This is a genomic window from Pseudalkalibacillus hwajinpoensis, from assembly GCF_039851965.1.
Taxonomy (GTDB): Bacteria; Bacillota; Bacilli; order Bacillales; family Guptibacillaceae; genus Guptibacillus; species Guptibacillus hwajinpoensis_E.
The window spans coordinates 3,783,531-3,798,544 of the sequence record NZ_CP156674.1; the positions used below are offsets into that span (position 1 = coordinate 3,783,531).

Annotated in this window: 15 protein-coding genes; 14 read left to right on the top strand and 1 reads right to left on the bottom strand. The window is 42.0% G+C overall.

What is annotated here, in order from left to right:
* The first annotated feature begins 85 nt into the window (after window positions 1-85).
* The 13 genes from yqiS (at window position 86) to ABFG93_RS19630 (ending at window position 12,930) form a co-directional block, all read left to right on the top strand.
* A complete protein-coding gene (gene yqiS / locus ABFG93_RS19570) occupies window positions 86-982 on the top strand; it encodes a phosphate butyryltransferase (RefSeq protein ID WP_347549683.1) in 897 nt (298 codons plus the stop codon).
* A gap of 30 nt (window positions 983-1,012) precedes the next feature.
* Window positions 1,013-2,110: a branched-chain amino acid dehydrogenase gene (gene bcd / locus ABFG93_RS19575; protein WP_347549684.1), complete on the top strand. Its 1,098-nt coding sequence runs from the start codon at window positions 1,013-1,015 to the stop codon at window positions 2,108-2,110.
* Between the two features lie 16 nt (window positions 2,111-2,126).
* The gene (gene buk / locus ABFG93_RS19580; protein ID WP_347549685.1) at window positions 2,127-3,233 is read left to right on the top strand and encodes a butyrate kinase; all 1,107 of its coding nucleotides are present in this window, start codon (window positions 2,127-2,129) and stop codon (window positions 3,231-3,233) included.
* Window positions 3,234-3,395: 162 nt separating this feature from the next.
* Window positions 3,396-4,817, top strand: coding sequence for a dihydrolipoyl dehydrogenase (gene lpdA, locus ABFG93_RS19585; protein WP_347549686.1), 1,422 nt, complete (start codon window positions 3,396-3,398; stop codon window positions 4,815-4,817).
* Between the two features lie 28 nt (window positions 4,818-4,845).
* The gene (locus ABFG93_RS19590; RefSeq protein WP_347549687.1) at window positions 4,846-5,838 is read left to right on the top strand and encodes a thiamine pyrophosphate-dependent dehydrogenase E1 component subunit alpha; all 993 of its coding nucleotides are present in this window, start codon (window positions 4,846-4,848) and stop codon (window positions 5,836-5,838) included.
* A gap of 12 nt (window positions 5,839-5,850) precedes the next feature.
* Window positions 5,851-6,834 (top strand): alpha-ketoacid dehydrogenase subunit beta, encoded by a 984-nt coding sequence (locus tag ABFG93_RS19595; RefSeq protein ID WP_347549688.1) that lies wholly within the window; start codon window positions 5,851-5,853, stop codon window positions 6,832-6,834.
* Between the two features lie 31 nt (window positions 6,835-6,865).
* Entirely contained in the window at window positions 6,866-8,146 is a 1,281-nt protein-coding gene (locus ABFG93_RS19600; RefSeq protein ID WP_347549689.1) for a dihydrolipoamide acetyltransferase family protein, read from the top strand.
* 218 nt (window positions 8,147-8,364) lie between these two features.
* Window positions 8,365-8,793, top strand: coding sequence for a BrxA/BrxB family bacilliredoxin (locus tag ABFG93_RS19605; RefSeq protein WP_347549690.1), 429 nt, complete (start codon window positions 8,365-8,367; stop codon window positions 8,791-8,793).
* Window positions 8,794-9,042: 249 nt separating this feature from the next.
* Window positions 9,043-9,846, top strand: coding sequence for a transporter substrate-binding domain-containing protein (locus ABFG93_RS19610; RefSeq protein ID WP_347549691.1), 804 nt, complete (start codon window positions 9,043-9,045; stop codon window positions 9,844-9,846).
* A 29-nt stretch (window positions 9,847-9,875) separates the two neighbouring features.
* Entirely contained in the window at window positions 9,876-10,535 is a 660-nt protein-coding gene (locus tag ABFG93_RS19615; RefSeq protein ID WP_347549692.1) for an amino acid ABC transporter permease, read from the top strand.
* On the top strand, window positions 10,528-11,250 hold the full coding sequence (locus ABFG93_RS19620) for an amino acid ABC transporter ATP-binding protein (RefSeq protein WP_347549693.1): 723 nt from the start codon (window positions 10,528-10,530) through the stop codon (window positions 11,248-11,250). Before ABFG93_RS19615 ends, ABFG93_RS19620 begins: the two co-directional genes overlap by 8 nt.
* A 149-nt stretch (window positions 11,251-11,399) precedes the next feature.
* The gene (locus ABFG93_RS19625; RefSeq protein ID WP_347552902.1) at window positions 11,400-12,374 is read left to right on the top strand and encodes an aromatic acid exporter family protein; all 975 of its coding nucleotides are present in this window, start codon (window positions 11,400-11,402) and stop codon (window positions 12,372-12,374) included.
* Window positions 12,375-12,420: 46 nt separating this feature from the next.
* Window positions 12,421-12,930, top strand: coding sequence for a L,D-transpeptidase (locus ABFG93_RS19630; protein WP_347549694.1), 510 nt, complete (start codon window positions 12,421-12,423; stop codon window positions 12,928-12,930).
* 96 nt (window positions 12,931-13,026) lie between these two features.
* Here ABFG93_RS19630 and prli42 read toward each other — a convergent pair whose 3' ends face one another.
* Window positions 13,027-13,119: a stressosome-associated protein Prli42 gene (gene prli42 / locus ABFG93_RS19635; protein ID WP_142329569.1), complete on the bottom strand. Its 93-nt coding sequence runs from the start codon at window positions 13,117-13,119 to the stop codon at window positions 13,027-13,029.
* A 222-nt stretch (window positions 13,120-13,341) separates the two neighbouring features.
* Between prli42 and ABFG93_RS19640 the strand changes: the two genes are divergently transcribed.
* Window positions 13,342-15,000 (top strand): acyl-CoA mutase large subunit family protein, encoded by a 1,659-nt coding sequence (locus ABFG93_RS19640; protein WP_347549695.1) that lies wholly within the window; start codon window positions 13,342-13,344, stop codon window positions 14,998-15,000.
* The last annotated feature ends 14 nt before the right edge of the window (window positions 15,001-15,014 follow it).

Sequence of the window (15,014 nt, forward strand, 5' to 3'; positions counted from 1 at the left end):
AGTGGACACAACTGCCTTGTAGCGGCGTTTTGAAGTTGGCACGGATCTTGCATATTAGACTTGTGGCGTATTAGGAGGGACATCAATGAATTTAGATCAGCTATTGAATAACGCATCCCATCAATCGAATAAAATTGTTGCACTAGCTGCGGCTGCTGATCCGGAAGTGGTTGAAGCAGTGAAACTAGCAGTAGAGAAGAACCTTGCTTCCTTCATCCTATATGGAGACCAAAAAGTAATTAATGAAATGCTTACTATGCATCAAATTACTCCATCTGAAACTGTTCGGGTTATTCATGCTTCATCTGATCAAGAAGCCTCAAAGGCAGCTGTAACCGCTGTCAGTTGTGGTGAAGCAGATGTACTGATGAAGGGAATGGTTTCGACTTCCGTTATTTTAAAAGAAGTTTTAAATAAAGATTATGGACTTCGTAAAGGGAAGGTCCTATCTCACGTTGCGGCATTTGATGTACCAGGGTATGAACGTCTAATCTTTGTAACGGATTCTGGTATGAATATTGAACCTGACCTTTCTCAAAAAATAGAAATTACCAAAAACGCTGTAGGCGTTGCTTTAACAGTTGGTATAACGATTCCGAAAGTTGCAGCACTAGCTGCAGTTGAGGTAGTAAATCCTGCCATGCAGGCAACGCTTGATGCAGCAGCGCTCACTCAGATGAATGCCCGAGGGCAAATTACTGACTGTATCATTGATGGTCCGCTTGCGCTTGATAATGCAATTTCATCGGAAGCGGCAGAACACAAAGGGATCAAAAGTCACGTCGCTGGAAATGCAGATATCTTACTTGTCCCTTCGATTGAAGTTGGAAACGCTCTTTACAAATCACTAGTTTATTTTGCAAATGCAAGAGTCGGGGGCGTTATCGCGGGTGCAAAAGCACCTATCGTTTTAACTTCAAGAGCTGATAGTGCACAAAGCAAGGTATATAGTATCGCGCTAGCTGTAAATTCAACAAGATAATTTAGAGGAAAATCAGAAAGGGAGATTACAATGGAACTTTTTACTTATATGGAGAAATATGATTATGAACAAGTAGTCGTTTGTCAGGATAAAGCTTCAGGACTAAAAGCAATTATCGCTATTCATGATACAACACTTGGGCCTGCTCTTGGCGGAACAAGAATGTGGACATATGCTTCAGAAGAAGCAGCTTTTGAAGATGCGCTTCGTCTAGCAAAAGGGATGACATATAAAAATGCGGCAGCTGGACTAAACCTTGGTGGTGGTAAAACGGTTATAATTGGGGATCCTAGGAAAGATAAAAATGAAGCGATGTTCCGGGCGTTCGGTCGTTTTATCCAGGGCCTAAACGGCCGCTATATAACGGCTGAAGACGTAGGTACAACTGTTCATGACATGGATACTATTCATGAAGAAACAGAATTTGTAACAGGTATTTCTCCAGCATTCGGTTCATCTGGTAATCCGTCTCCTGTGACTGCCTACGGCGTTTATGTGGGAATGAAAGCTGCTGCTAATGAAGCATTCGGAACAGATTCATTAGAAGGTAAGACAGTTGCCGTTCAAGGTGTAGGAAACGTCGCCTATAACCTATGTAAGCATCTACACGAAGAGGGCGCTTCCCTGGTTGTTACAGATATTAATAAAGAATCTGTTGATCGTGCCGTAGCAGATTTCGGTGCAAAAGCTGTTGATCCTGATGACATTTACGAGGTAGATTGTGATATTTTCGCACCATGTGCGCTTGGTGCCATTATCAACGATGAAACGATTGGGAAGATCAAGGCTAAGGTGATTGCAGGAGCTGCTAATAACCAGCTTCGTGAAACAACTCATGGTGATCAGATTCATGAGATGGGCATTGTATATGCGCCTGACTATGTTATCAATGCAGGTGGCGTAATTAACGTAGCTGATGAGCTTTATGGCTATAACCGCGATCGTGCAATGAAGCGTGTTGAAGGAATCTATGACAACATCGCTAAAGTTATTGAAATCTCTAAACGGGATGGAATTCCTACTTATGCGGCTGCAGATCGTCTTGCTGAAGAAAGAATTGAACAGATGAAACAATCAAGAAGCCAATTCTTGATAAACTCTCAGCATATTCTAGGGCATCGCAGATAAACGGAGGGTTTAGAAAGTGATAGAAAAAGAATTTCGATTGCTAGTTATCAATCCAGGATCAACATCAACGAAGATAGGGATTTTTGATAATGAACGTGCTGTTTTTGAGAAAACATTGAGGCACGATACGGATGAAATTAATCAATTCAAATCCATTATTGATCAGTATGAATTTAGGAAGAACACAATCCTTGAAGCGCTTGATGAAGAAGCGATTAATATTTCAAAGCTTAATGCCGTTGTTGGTCGCGGTGGCTTATTGAGACCGATCGAGGGTGGCACCTATTCCGTTAACGAGAAAATGCTTGAAGATTTGCGAAACGGTTTCTCTGGTGAACATGCTTCAAATCTAGGCGGTATCATCGCATTCGAAATCGCAGAGCAGCTGAATATTCCTTCGTTTATAGTGGATCCGGTTGTGGTGGATGAACTTCAGGATGTGGCACGCCTCTCAGGCGTTCCACAGATTGAACGAAAAAGTATTTTTCATGCCCTAAATCAGAAAGCAGTTGCAAGGAGAGTGGCAGCCCAGCTTGACAGCAAATATGAGGATTTGAATTTGATTGTGACCCACATGGGTGGCGGGATAACAGTTGGCGCACATAAGAATGGAAAAGTTATTGACGTGAACAATGGATTGCATGGAGAAGGACCATTTTCACCTGAACGTGCAGGTACGGTTCCTGTTGGCGATCTTGTTTCCATGTGCTTTTCTGGTGAGTATTATGCAGAGGAAATCATGAAGAAGCTTGTGGGACAAGCTGGCTTTGTTGGCTACCTTGGTACCAACGATGCAGTAAAAGTAGAGAAGCGAATAAGTGAAGGCGACGAGAAAGCAAAGCTAGTATTCGATGCGATGGCCTACCAGGTTGCAAAAGAAATCGGTGCAGCAAGTACGGTTCTTTCAGGAGAAGTTGATGCGATTGTTCTTACAGGCGGTATGGCTTACGGAAAACAGTTTGTCTCTCAAATTACAGACAAGATTAAATGGATCGCTGATGTGATTGTTCATCCCGGTGAAAACGAGCTCCAAGCTCTTGCTGAAGGCGGATTGCGCGTATTAAGAGAAGAAGAAGGTGCCAAAATCTATCCTGTCTCATCGGTTGAATCGATGGTGTTATAAAGAGAGCTTTCATCTGAGGGGCATCCGCCTCAAACGGTTAATTGAACCAATCAGACGGTTAGCGGCAATGAATCCTCACTCAAGCCTCTAGATTGAATTTCGAATTTGGGTGCGCGGTTCCTGCCCGACGGTTTAGATAATACGTTTCAAAGGAGAATTGAAATGGCTGAAGAATATGATCTTGTCATTATGGGCGGAGGAACAGGTGGCTATGTTGCTGCAATTCGCGCCTCGCAGCTCGGGTTGAAAACGGCAATTGTAGAGAAGCGGGAGCTTGGAGGAACCTGTCTCCACCGCGGATGTATTCCAAGTAAAGCACTGCTTCGCAGTGCTGAAGTTTTTGCAACTGCAAAAGATGGTGAGAAATTTGGTGTGATGGCGAAAGAAGTAGCACTTGATTTCAAAAAAGTACAGGAACGGAAACAGGGGATCGTTGATCAACTTCATAACGGTGTCAAGCATCTTATGAAGCAGGGTAAGATTGATGTATACGAAGGATTTGGAAGAATTCTCGGCCCATCGATTTTCTCCCCAATGCCCGGTACTGTTTCAGTAGAAATGAACAACGGGGAAGAAAACCCAATGCTAATCCCTAAAAATGTGATTGTTGCGACAGGCTCTAAGCCAAGAACCCTTCCAGGGCTAGAGGTGGATGGAGAATTTGTGATGACTTCTGATGAAGCGCTTCAAATGGAAATTCTCCCATCATCGATCATCATTGTAGGTGGAGGGGTTATCGGAATTGAGTGGGCATCAATGCTTGTTGATTTTGGAGTTGATGTTACCGTGCTTGAATATGCAGATCGCATCGTTCCGACAGAAGATCATGACATTTCTAAAGAAGCACATAAGTTAATGAAGAAAAAAGGAATCAAGCTTTTCACCGGAGCAAAAGTAATAGGTGAATCCCTTGAGAAAGGTGAAGGTGTCACCGTTCAAGCAGAGCACGAGGGGGAAACCAAAACCTTTACTGCAGACAAAATACTTGTATCTGTTGGTCGAGAAGCTAATGTGCAAAATATTGGTCTCGAAAACACGACAATTGAAGTTGAAAATGGCGTGATTCACACAAACGAATTCTACCAAACGAAAGAATCTCATATCTACGCGATTGGTGATGTAATCGGTGGAATGCAGCTTGCCCATGTAGCATCACACGAAGGTATTACAGCAGTTGAGCATCTAGCAGATCAAAATCCAGAGCCGATCGACTATACAATGGTATCGAGCTGCATCTACAGTAGTCCAGAAATGGCAAGTGTAGGACTAACAGAAGAGGATGCGAAAGCTCAAGGCCATAATGTGAAAGTTGGTAAGTTTCCTTTTAAGGCAATCGGAAAAGCGCTTGTATTTGGTGAATCTGATGGTTTTGTAAAGCTTGTCGCTGATGCAGATAATGAGGATTTGCTTGGTGTACATATGATAGGACCTCACGTGACAGATATGATTTCTGAAGCAGGGCTGGCTAAGGTTCTTGATGCTACTGCATGGGAAGTGGCTCATACCATTCATCCTCATCCGACGCTATCTGAAGCGATAGGGGAAGCGGCACTCGCAGTAGAAGGAAAGGCAATTCATTCTTAATACAGGTTCATTTAAGGAGGTAAACACTATGGCTGAAAAACGTCATGAAGCACTCGGATTATCCGACGAGCGTGTGCTAGAGATGTTCGAAACAATGTTAATGGCTCGTAAAATTGATGAGCGTATGTGGCTTTTAAACCGTGCCGGTAAAATTCCATTCGTTATTTCCTGTCAGGGTCAGGAAGCAGCTCAGGTTGGTTCTGCATTTGCGATGGATCCCGAAAAAGATTTTGTCGCGCCTTACTATCGTGATATGGGCGTTGTATTATCGTTTGGAATGACGGCTCGTGACCTTATGCTTTCAGGGTTTGCAAAAGCGGAAGACCCTAATTCAGCAGGACGTCAAATGCCGGGTCACTTTGGTCAAAAGAAAAACAATATCATTACGGGATCTTCACCAGTAACGACACAGGTTCCTCATGCGGTCGGATTTGCTCTTGCTGGTCGTATGGAAGGAAAGGATCTTGTAGCATTCTGTTCGTTTGGAGAAGGTTCTTCTAATCAGGGTGATTTCCATGAAGCCGCAAATTTTGCTGGTGTTCATAAGCTACCTGTACTTTTTGTTTGTGAAAATAACAAGTATGCGATCTCAGTTCCAGTTTCAAAACAGCTAGCGTGTGAAAAAGTGTCTGATCGTGCTATTGGCTACGGAATGCCGGGTGTGACGGTTGATGGAAATGATCCTCTTGCTGTGTATGAAGCAGCTAAGGAAGCAGTTGAGAGAGGCCGTCGTGGCGAAGGTCCAACCCTAATCGAGACTGTGTCTTATCGCTTAACTCCTCACTCAAGTGATGACGATGATCGTGCTTATCGCACACGTGAAGAAGTTGAGGAAGCGAAGAAGAAAGATGCTATTATTACATTTGCTGCTTATCTTAAAGAAGTAGGCGTTCTTACAGAAGACATTGAAAAAGAAATTCATGACCGTGTTCAAAAAGAAGTCGATGAAGCAACAGAATACGCAGAAAATGCGGATTATGCACCTGCTGAAGATGCAATGAAGCATGTATACGGAGAGTAAGGGGGAACCAATATGCCAGTTATTTCATATATTCAAGCGATAACACAGGCCCTCAGGGAAGAAATGCAGCGTGACGAGAAAGTCTTTGTCCTAGGCGAAGATGTTGGCGTTCGCGGGGGTGTTTTCCGAGCGACTGATGGTCTTTATGATGAGTTTGGAGAGCAGCGTGTTATTGACACACCACTTGCTGAATCTGCAATTGCAGGTGTTGGAATTGGCGCTGCTATGTACGGAATGAGACCTGTAGCTGAGATGCAGTTTGCTGACTTCATTATGCCTGCTGTTAACCAGATTGTTTCAGAAGCAGCTAAGATTCGCTATCGATCAAATAATGATTGGAATTGCCCGATTACAATTCGCGCTCCTTATGGTGGCGGTGTTCATGGTGCGCTTTATCATTCACAGTCTGTGGAAGCATTGTTTGCTAATGTCCCCGGTTTGAAAATTGTAATGCCTTCCACACCTTACGATGCAAAAGGGCTTCTTAAGGCGGCGATTCGAGACAATGATCCCGTACTATTTTTTGAGCATAAGCGTGCTTATCGCTTGATCAAAGGACAGGTACCGGAAGAGGAATATACACTTCCAATTGGAAAGGCTGATGTGAAACGTGAAGGTGACGACATTACGGTCATTACCTATGGCCTAAGCGTACATTTTGCCCTTCAGGCTGCAGAAAAACTTGAGAAAGATGGTATTTCTGCTCATATACTTGATCTTCGTACAGTATATCCGCTTGATCGAGAGGCCATTGTTGAAGCTGCTAAAAAGACAGGAAAAGTTCTTCTTGTAACAGAGGATAATAAAGAAGGAAGTATTATTAGCGAAGTATCAGCTATTATTGCAGAAGAGTGTCTATTTGACCTTGATGCACCAATTCAGCGTCTTGCTGGCCCGGATGTGCCCGCAATGCCGTATTCGCCTCCTATGGAAAAGTATTTCATGCTTAATCCTGACAAAGTGGAGAAAGCGATGCGTGAACTAGCAGAATTCTAAAGAACGAATTGCGAGAAAAGGAGGTTTTATTGTGGGAGTTGAAAAAATACTGATGCCTCAGCTTGGGGAGAGTGTCACCGAAGGTACAATCGAAAAATGGCTTGTAGAAGTCGGCGATACTGTCAATAAATATGACCCTATTGCGGAGGTTAATACAGATAAAGTCAATGCGGAGGTTCCTTCTTCGTATACTGGCGTTATTAAAGAGCTTGTCGCTGGAGAAGGCGATACAATCGAAGTTGGTGAGCTAGTATGCTATATCGATGTCGAGGGTGGAGCGGCCGTAGAAGAAAAGCAAGAAGAGTCTACTGGCCAGAAGGCAATCGAAAACATTTCTGAAGAGAAAAAGGAACAGGACGAGGAGCAGCCGATGAAGCGTCGCTACTCACCAGCTGTTCTGCGCCTTGCTCAGGAAAATGATATCGACCTTGAACAGGTTAGCGGATCTGGTAAGGGTGGACGCATTACGCGTAAAGATATCCAGAAAGTTATCGATTCTGGAGAGATTCCTGAACCTAAAGCAGAGCAAAAAGAACCGGAACCGAAACAGGAGAAAGCAGAGGCTCCTAAATCTCCAGATCCAAAAGGGTCGGAAGTTCCTGTTGCTGAAGGCGATATTGAAATTCCTGTAACAGGTGTGCGACGTGCTATTGCGAATAACATGCTTCGCAGCAAACATGAAGCGCCACATGCGTGGACAATGGTAGAGGTTGATGTAACAAATCTAGTTGAGTACCGTAACGGTATTAAAGATGATTTTAAGAAGAAGGAGGGCTATGGCCTAACATTCTTCGCATTTTTTGTAAAAGCTGTTGTTGAAGCTCTAAAAGAATTCCCACAAATGAATTCGATGTGGGCTGGTGACAAAATCGTTCAGAAAAAAGATATCAACATATCAATAGCAGTTGGAACTGACGAGTCTCTTTTCGTTCCAGTGATCAAAAATGCTGACGAAAAATCAATCAAAGGCATTGCTCGTGAAGTGAAAGAGCTTGCTCAAAGAGCAAAAACAGGCAAATTAAAAGGAGAAGAAATGCAGGGTGGAACGTTTACGGTGAACAATACCGGATCGTTTGGTTCAGTGCAGTCGATGGGGATTATTAATTATCCTCAAGCCGCTATTCTCCAGGTTGAAAGTATTGTGAAACGTCCAGTCGTGATGAACAATGGCATGATTGCCGTTCGAGATATGGTTAACCTTTGCCTTTCACTCGATCATCGTGTTCTTGATGGTATGATCTGTGGGAAGTTCCTAGCTCGAGTTAAAGAAAATCTTGAAACCATTTCGAAAGAAAACACATCTATCTATTGAATTAAATCTTCAAGATTTACTTTATTAGACCGTTCCGCTTGCGGGACGGTTTTTAGAATCGATCTGATGCTATTTCTTACTCACAGAGCCGTAAATGAGCTGAATGTCAACACTGTTTATAAACAGAACAAAAACAATAGAAGGCTTTCTTGGAAATTATCGGGGATTCGCGATACAATATAACGTAAGGTGTCACGAAATAAGGGAGGAATATAAGAATGTCAATGGACTTTAATTTATTTATGAATGACGTCGTAGCTACAGCACGTGAAGAGATAAAAGCAGCTGGCTATGAAGAGCTTACAACACCAGAAGCGGTGGAAGAGGTTGTTACTGGGAAAGGTACAACGCTTGTTATGGTTAACTCTGTATGTGGTTGTGCAGGAGGAGTAGCTCGTCCAGCAGCAAGAATGGCTATTGCAAACGAGAAAACGCCTGATAAACTTGTAACCGTTTTTGCAGGACAGGATAAAGAAGCAACGGCGAAAGCACGTTCTTATTTCGCTGGATTTGCACCGTCATCTCCTTCTTTTGCACTATTAAAAGATGGCAATATTATTAATATGGTTGAACGTCATGAAATTGAGGGCAGTGACCCAGAAGAAGTATCCGGCATGCTTCAATATCTATTTAATAAATATTGCTAAAATCACTGCGCCAGGCTATTATAAACTGTACCCTATAGATTAGACACTTTGAAAAAAGGTCTTTCTATAGGGTGCTTTTTTTTTGCAGTTAGCTTCAAACGTAAAAATAACTGAATAATAACAAAATATAAACTTTAATAGATATGCAAGAAACATGTATAAAGATATAGATAATTTCAAACTTGTCTGTTATAGTTTTATTTATTCGTTAAAATGAATTATTATACATTTCGTACAGGGGGATTAAAAATGAAAAAGAATTGGTTAGTCATAATGGTTGGACTATTATTAGCCGTGCTTGTAGCTTGTGGTTCTACAAATGAGAGTAATGATTCAGGTGGAGAAGCTGGTGAGAGCGAATCTGAAAAAACGCTTGTTATGGGAACATCTGCAGATTACCCACCATTTGAATATATCGATTCTGCTAAAGGTGAAGACATTATCGGTTTTGATGTGGACATTGCGAACTACATTGCTGAAGAACTTGGCTATAACGTTGAAATTAAAGATATGGATTTTAGTGGACTAATTACGGCACTAAGCAGTGAGCGAGTTGATTTTGTTCTTGCGGGAATGACACCTACTGAAGAACGGAAGGAGAACGTTGACTTTTCAGAAATCTACTATACAGCAAATCATATGATTGTTTCGAAAGCGGATAGTAATATTTCAGCACCTGAGGATTTAGAAGGAACAAAAGTTGGTGTTCAACTCGGTTCAATCCAAGAAGACAAAGCGAATGAAATAAAAGAAGGCGGAGTCGATATGGAAGTTATCACACTCAATCGTATACCAGAACTCATTCAAGAGCTGAAATCAGGACGTTATGATGCTATTATCATCGAAGACACCGTTGCAAATGGATACCTGGAAAGCAATGAAGATTTAGCGGGCGAGAAACTTCCTAACACTGAAGAAGCTGGATCGGCAGTCGCATTTCCGAAAGACAGTGAACTGACAGAAGAGTTTAATACGGTTATTAAAGAAATGAAGGAAAATGGAAAAATGGACGAGCTCATTGAAAAATGGTTCGGCCAGGACACCGTAGAATAACACTTCAAGAGAAGAAAGGATGAAAGGGCATGAATTTGGACTTCACCCAGTTCGTGCCTAATATTCCCTACATCCTGCAAGGAATATTGGTCACGTTAAAATTTGTTAGTGTATCAGCAATCGTAGGATTTGTGCTCGGAACAATTCTCGCACTATTTAAAATAGGTAGAGTTCGCTTCCTAAGCTGGATAGCTGATGCGTATACGTCAGTCTTTCGTGGAACCCCGCTTATTTTACAGCTTTTATTATTTTATCATGCGACACCGCAGCTGACTGGATATGACATCAGTGCTTTTGAGGCAGGCGTACTTTCTTTTGGATTGAATTCCGCTGCTTATATTTCAGAAATCATTCGCGCAGGAATTCGTGCAGTGGACTCTGGACAAAATGAAGCAGCGGCAGCCCTAGGAATCCCTTACAGGCCAATGATGCGAGACATCATTTTACCTCAGGCGATGAAAAACATCCTACCTGCATTAATGAATGAATTTATTACACTCACGAAGGAATCGGCGATTGTATCAGTGATCGGGGTATTTGACATTATGCGCCGAAGTCAGATTGTTGCTGCAGAGAAGTTTAAATATTTTGAGCCGCTTTTAATAGCCGGGATCATTTATTATTTACTAGTGATGGTTTTAACACTAGTTGGTAAGCTTGTAGAAAGGAGGATGAGCCGCAGTGATTAAGGTAGAAAACCTCCAAAAGAAATTTGGGAATCTTGAAGTGCTAAGCGATATATCAACTTCCATTCATAAAGGAGATGTTGTAGCGGTTATTGGTCCTTCAGGGTCTGGAAAGTCGACACTACTTCGCTGCATGAATAGATTAGAAGATGCGACAGCTGGATCCATTTGGATAGATGATCAAAAACTAACTGACTCGCAAACAAACATTATGGAATTGAGACAGAAAATCGGTATGGTCTTTCAACATTTCCATCTTTTCCCTCATAAAACAGTTTTAGAGAATCTCATTTATGCCCCGATGAAAGTGAAAGGGATCAGTCGTAAAGACGCTGAAGAAAAAGCACATCAATTGTTAGAGCAGGTTGGATTATCCGTAAAGGCGAAAGAATATCCTAAGCGATTATCCGGGGGGCAAAAACAGCGGGTGGCGATTGCGCGAGCTCTTGCAATGGAACCGAAATATATGTTGTTTGATGAACCCACCTCGGCTCTAGATCCTGAAATGGTTAAAGAAGTTCTTGATGTCATGAAAAGTCTAGGTGAAACCGGGATGACGATGGTAATTGTGACACATGAAATGGCGTTTGCAAGAGAGGCAGCAGATCGAATTTTATTTCTTGATGGTGGAAGGCTAGTAGAAGAAGGCAGGCCATCAGAATTCTTCGATCGTCCTAAAACCGAACGAGCAAGAACATTTCTCGAAAAGGTATTGTGAGAGAGCGAACCAGCGCGTTCGCTCTTTTTTTTATAAATGTGACCATGAAAGCGTTATATTCAAAAAAGAAGTCTGTTCAACAGGGCGAAAATGGTTTAAACTCTGTTAATTGAAGGATATTATGGAAGTAACTCCAGTTGGAAGGAAGTATGGTAGTGAAAGTGAAAATTGGTTATCGAACGCTAAAAACCGCAATAGGAACCGGGGTAGCAATCACAATTGCACAGCTATTTTCCCTTGAAAATTACGTTTCGGCTGGAATTTTAACGATACTATGTATCAAACCTACTACAAAAAGGTCATTTCGAAGCTCCTGGGAGAGGTTTATAGCTTGTATACTAGGGATTGTTTTTAGTGCTGCTTTCTTTGAGGGTATCGGTTATACCCCTTTGAGTATTTCTTTATTACTGCTCTTCTTTATCCCGTCTGTTGTAGCTATTAAAGCAACTGAAGGTGTTATTACGAGTTCAGTCATTATATTACACATCTATAATTTTAATACGGTCAGTTGGGATATTGTTTGGAATGAGGTAGCGATAATTGTCATCGGAATAGGAGTTGCGCTGCTCTTTAATTTATATATGCCTAATCTTGAAAAAGATCTGAAACAAATAAGGAAGCAAATAGAAGAAAAGTTTTCGATTATTTTGATGGAGTATGCCGTTTATCTTCGTGAAGGAGAAAGTAATTGGGATGGAAAAGAAATCATCGAAGTGGGGGACCTCCTTCAGAACGCGAAGAGCATTGCATTAAAGGATATTGAAAATCACATGCTTCGTGACGACGACAAATATTATGTCTATTTCAAAATGAGAGAAAAGCAATTTGCGATTCTTGAGAGGGTTCTTCCAATCATCTCTTCGCTTGATCAGACGTACATTCACGGCAAGACGATAGCTGAATTTATGGAGAAACTAAGTGACTCCGTTAAACCGCAAAATACGGCAAACGTATTTCTAGATGAGCTGCTTGCTATGAGGGAAGAATTTCGCAATTCACCTCTCCCAGCAGATAGAGCTGAATTTGAGACGAGATCAGCTCTCCTCTATTTCTTAAACGAAATCGAACAGTATTTACTACTGAAACGCTATTTCAAACCAGGTGCTTTTTCAAAATCTGAATGATATTTTTGAACGGATGCATGCTAAATAGAAAAAGGAGTGAACAAAGATGGTTCAACTCTTCTTCTCTATGTTCCTCGCTGCATCCGTTCTTTTTCCATTTGGAGATAAGCCGATCCCGGGTGATCCCTTTATTATTGTTAACAAAGAATCGAATGAGCTCGCTTATCTGAATGAAAATGAAATCGTAAAAGTGATTCCTGTAGCAACAGGACGCAGCTCAGAGCTTACACCTGAAGGGACATTTATGGTTATTGTAAAAGCAGAGAATCCCTACTACCGAAAGAAAAACATACCTGGAGGTAGAGAGGATAATCCGCTTGGAACACGGTGGATCGGGTTTGACGCTCAAAATACTGATGGGCGAATATACGGTCTTCACGGCACCAATCGACCATCTTCAATTGGTGAACACACGACAGCGGGATGTGTGCGTCTGCAAAATAACGAAGTAGAGAAACTATTTGATGAAGTGCCTTATGGAACGAAAATCCTGATTACGTCGAGTGCAGAGTCCTTTCTTGAGCTTGGAAGAAAAGCTGGTGCGTTAACAAAATAGGGCAGCATGAACTAGCATAGCTAAACAATAAACAGGAGCCTGTCTCGAAATGAGACAGGCTCCTGTTTATTTATCCTATTGATATTATCGTATCGCCTAAAACAGCATAGCGGTTGCGCCAGCAAATAAGCTGAGCAGCATGGAGATAATCATAATATACACAACAATCTTTGTTGCTTTGCGGGGCATGAAAGTCCCTCCCTCAACTGAGCATTCTAACGTTATTTTACATGGATTCACATTCATGGACAAGCACATCTGCTGAAATTTTAGAAAAGACAATTGTTCCCGAAATCGACAATTTTTTAATTCATGCAGGAAAACGCTTACTTAATAAAGAATAAAGTATAAGTTAGACATCTGAATTTCGATAATATTCTACTATAGCATGACTACCAGGGAGGAATGGAGATGGCGACAGATCACCAAGAATTCGAAAAGCAATATGAAGAATGGAAAGCCATGACAGAGAAATTGATTGAGAAATTTCCAGAGAAGAAGGAAGTTTTTAAGACAAGCTCTGGAATCGATATAGATCGTCTGGGACATCCGGAACAGCTTGATAAGGAATACATGGAAAAGCTTGGATTACCTGGCCAGTACCCTTATACACGTGGCATACAACCGACTATGTATCGAGGCAGAACGTGGACCATGCGACAATATGCAGGGTTTGGATCTGCAGAAGAGACAAACCGCCGTTTTCGCTATTTACTCGATCAGGGGCAAACAGGATTATCTGTTGCTTTCGATCTTCCGACTCAAATTGGTTATGATTCAGATGACATGATGGCAAAAGGAGAAGTAGGGAAAGTCGGGGTTGCCATTGATTCACTCGATGATATGGAAGCGCTTTTACGAGACATTCCTCTTGATAAAGTAAGCACCTCAATGACAATTAATGCGCCTGCCTCGGTTCTACTCGCAATGTACATCGTTGTTGCTGAGAAGCAGGGAGTCTCTCAAAAAGAAATTTCAGGAACGATACAAAATGATATCTTAAAAGAATATATTGCAAGGGGAACTTACATATTCCCGCCGAAACCTTCAATGAGACTGATTACCGATATCTTTGCATACTGTGCTGAACATGTTCCACGCTGGAATACGATTAGTATTTCAGGCTATCACATTCGTGAAGCGGGTTCTACTGCTGCACAGGAACTTGCTTTTACCATTGCAAATGGAATTGCTTACGTAGATGCTGCAATCGCAACAGGGTTAAAAGTAGATGACTTTGCTCCTCGACTTGCTTTCTTTTTCAACGGGCATAATCAGTTTCTAGAAGAAGTAGCCAAGTTCCGGGCTGCGAGAAGAATATGGTCAAAGATTATGAGAGAGCGGTACGGTGCTGTGAAACTGAAGAGTCTTCAATTACGTTTTCATACTCAGGTCGCAGGATCAACATTAACAGCCCAACAACCCGATAACAACATCATTCGAGTGACCATTCAGGCGCTAGCTGCCGTGTTAGGTGGAACGCAAAGCTTGCATACAAATGCAAAAGATGAAGCACTAGCCCTTCCGACAGAAGATTCAGCGAGAATTGCCCTCAGGACACAGCAGATTATAGCAAATGAGAGCGGGGTTACTGACACGGTAGATCCACTTGGTGGTTCTTATTATATTGAACAATTAACAGATCAGTTAGAAGAATATGTGTTTGATTATATTCGGAAGATTGATGACATGGGCGGCGCAGTTTCTGCCGTTGAACAGGGGTATATGCAACGTGAAATTCACCAGGCTGCATATGAGACGCAAAAGAAAATTGAGAGCGGCGAAGAAGTGGTCGTTGGTATGAATAAATACACGCTAGAAGATGAGCCGAGGCCTGAACTTCACCGTATTGATCCAGAGCTTCAGCGCAAACAAATCGAGAAATTAGAAGGGCTACGTTCATCAAGAGATCAAAACCGAGCGAGCGCTCGGTTAGAAGAATTAAGGAGCGGTGCACAAGGAGATGCGAACCTGATGCCGCTTATCATTGATTGCGTTCGAGATTATTGTACGGTAGGAGAAATCTGTGGTGTCCTTCGTAACGAATTTGGTGAGTATACAGGAATTTAATCAGGGAGTGAAGA

Bases quoted from the DNA above. Each gene is read 5' to 3' on its own strand.
- ABFG93_RS19595 (WP_347549688.1), top strand. From the start codon at position 5,851: ATGCCAGTTATTTCATATATTCAAGCGATAACACAGGCCCTCAGGGAA.
- ABFG93_RS19630 (WP_347549694.1), top strand. From the start codon at position 12,421: ATGGTTCAACTCTTCTTCTCTATGTTCCTCGCTGCATCCGTTCTTTTT.
- ABFG93_RS19625 (WP_347552902.1), top strand. From the start codon at position 11,400: ATGGTAGTGAAAGTGAAAATTGGTTATCGAACGCTAAAAACCGCAATA.
- prli42 (WP_142329569.1), bottom strand. From the start codon at position 13,119: ATGCCCCGCAAAGCAACAAAGATTGTTGTGTATATTATGATTATCTCC.
- lpdA (WP_347549686.1), top strand. From the start codon at position 3,396: ATGGCTGAAGAATATGATCTTGTCATTATGGGCGGAGGAACAGGTGGC.
- ABFG93_RS19605 (WP_347549690.1), top strand. From the start codon at position 8,365: ATGTCAATGGACTTTAATTTATTTATGAATGACGTCGTAGCTACAGCA.
- bcd (WP_347549684.1), top strand. From the start codon at position 1,013: ATGGAACTTTTTACTTATATGGAGAAATATGATTATGAACAAGTAGTC.
- ABFG93_RS19610 (WP_347549691.1), top strand. From the start codon at position 9,043: ATGAAAAAGAATTGGTTAGTCATAATGGTTGGACTATTATTAGCCGTG.
- yqiS (WP_347549683.1), top strand. From the start codon at position 86: ATGAATTTAGATCAGCTATTGAATAACGCATCCCATCAATCGAATAAA.
- ABFG93_RS19615 (WP_347549692.1), top strand. From the start codon at position 9,876: ATGAATTTGGACTTCACCCAGTTCGTGCCTAATATTCCCTACATCCTG.
- ABFG93_RS19640 (WP_347549695.1), top strand. From the start codon at position 13,342: ATGGCGACAGATCACCAAGAATTCGAAAAGCAATATGAAGAATGGAAA.
- ABFG93_RS19590 (WP_347549687.1), top strand. From the start codon at position 4,846: ATGGCTGAAAAACGTCATGAAGCACTCGGATTATCCGACGAGCGTGTG.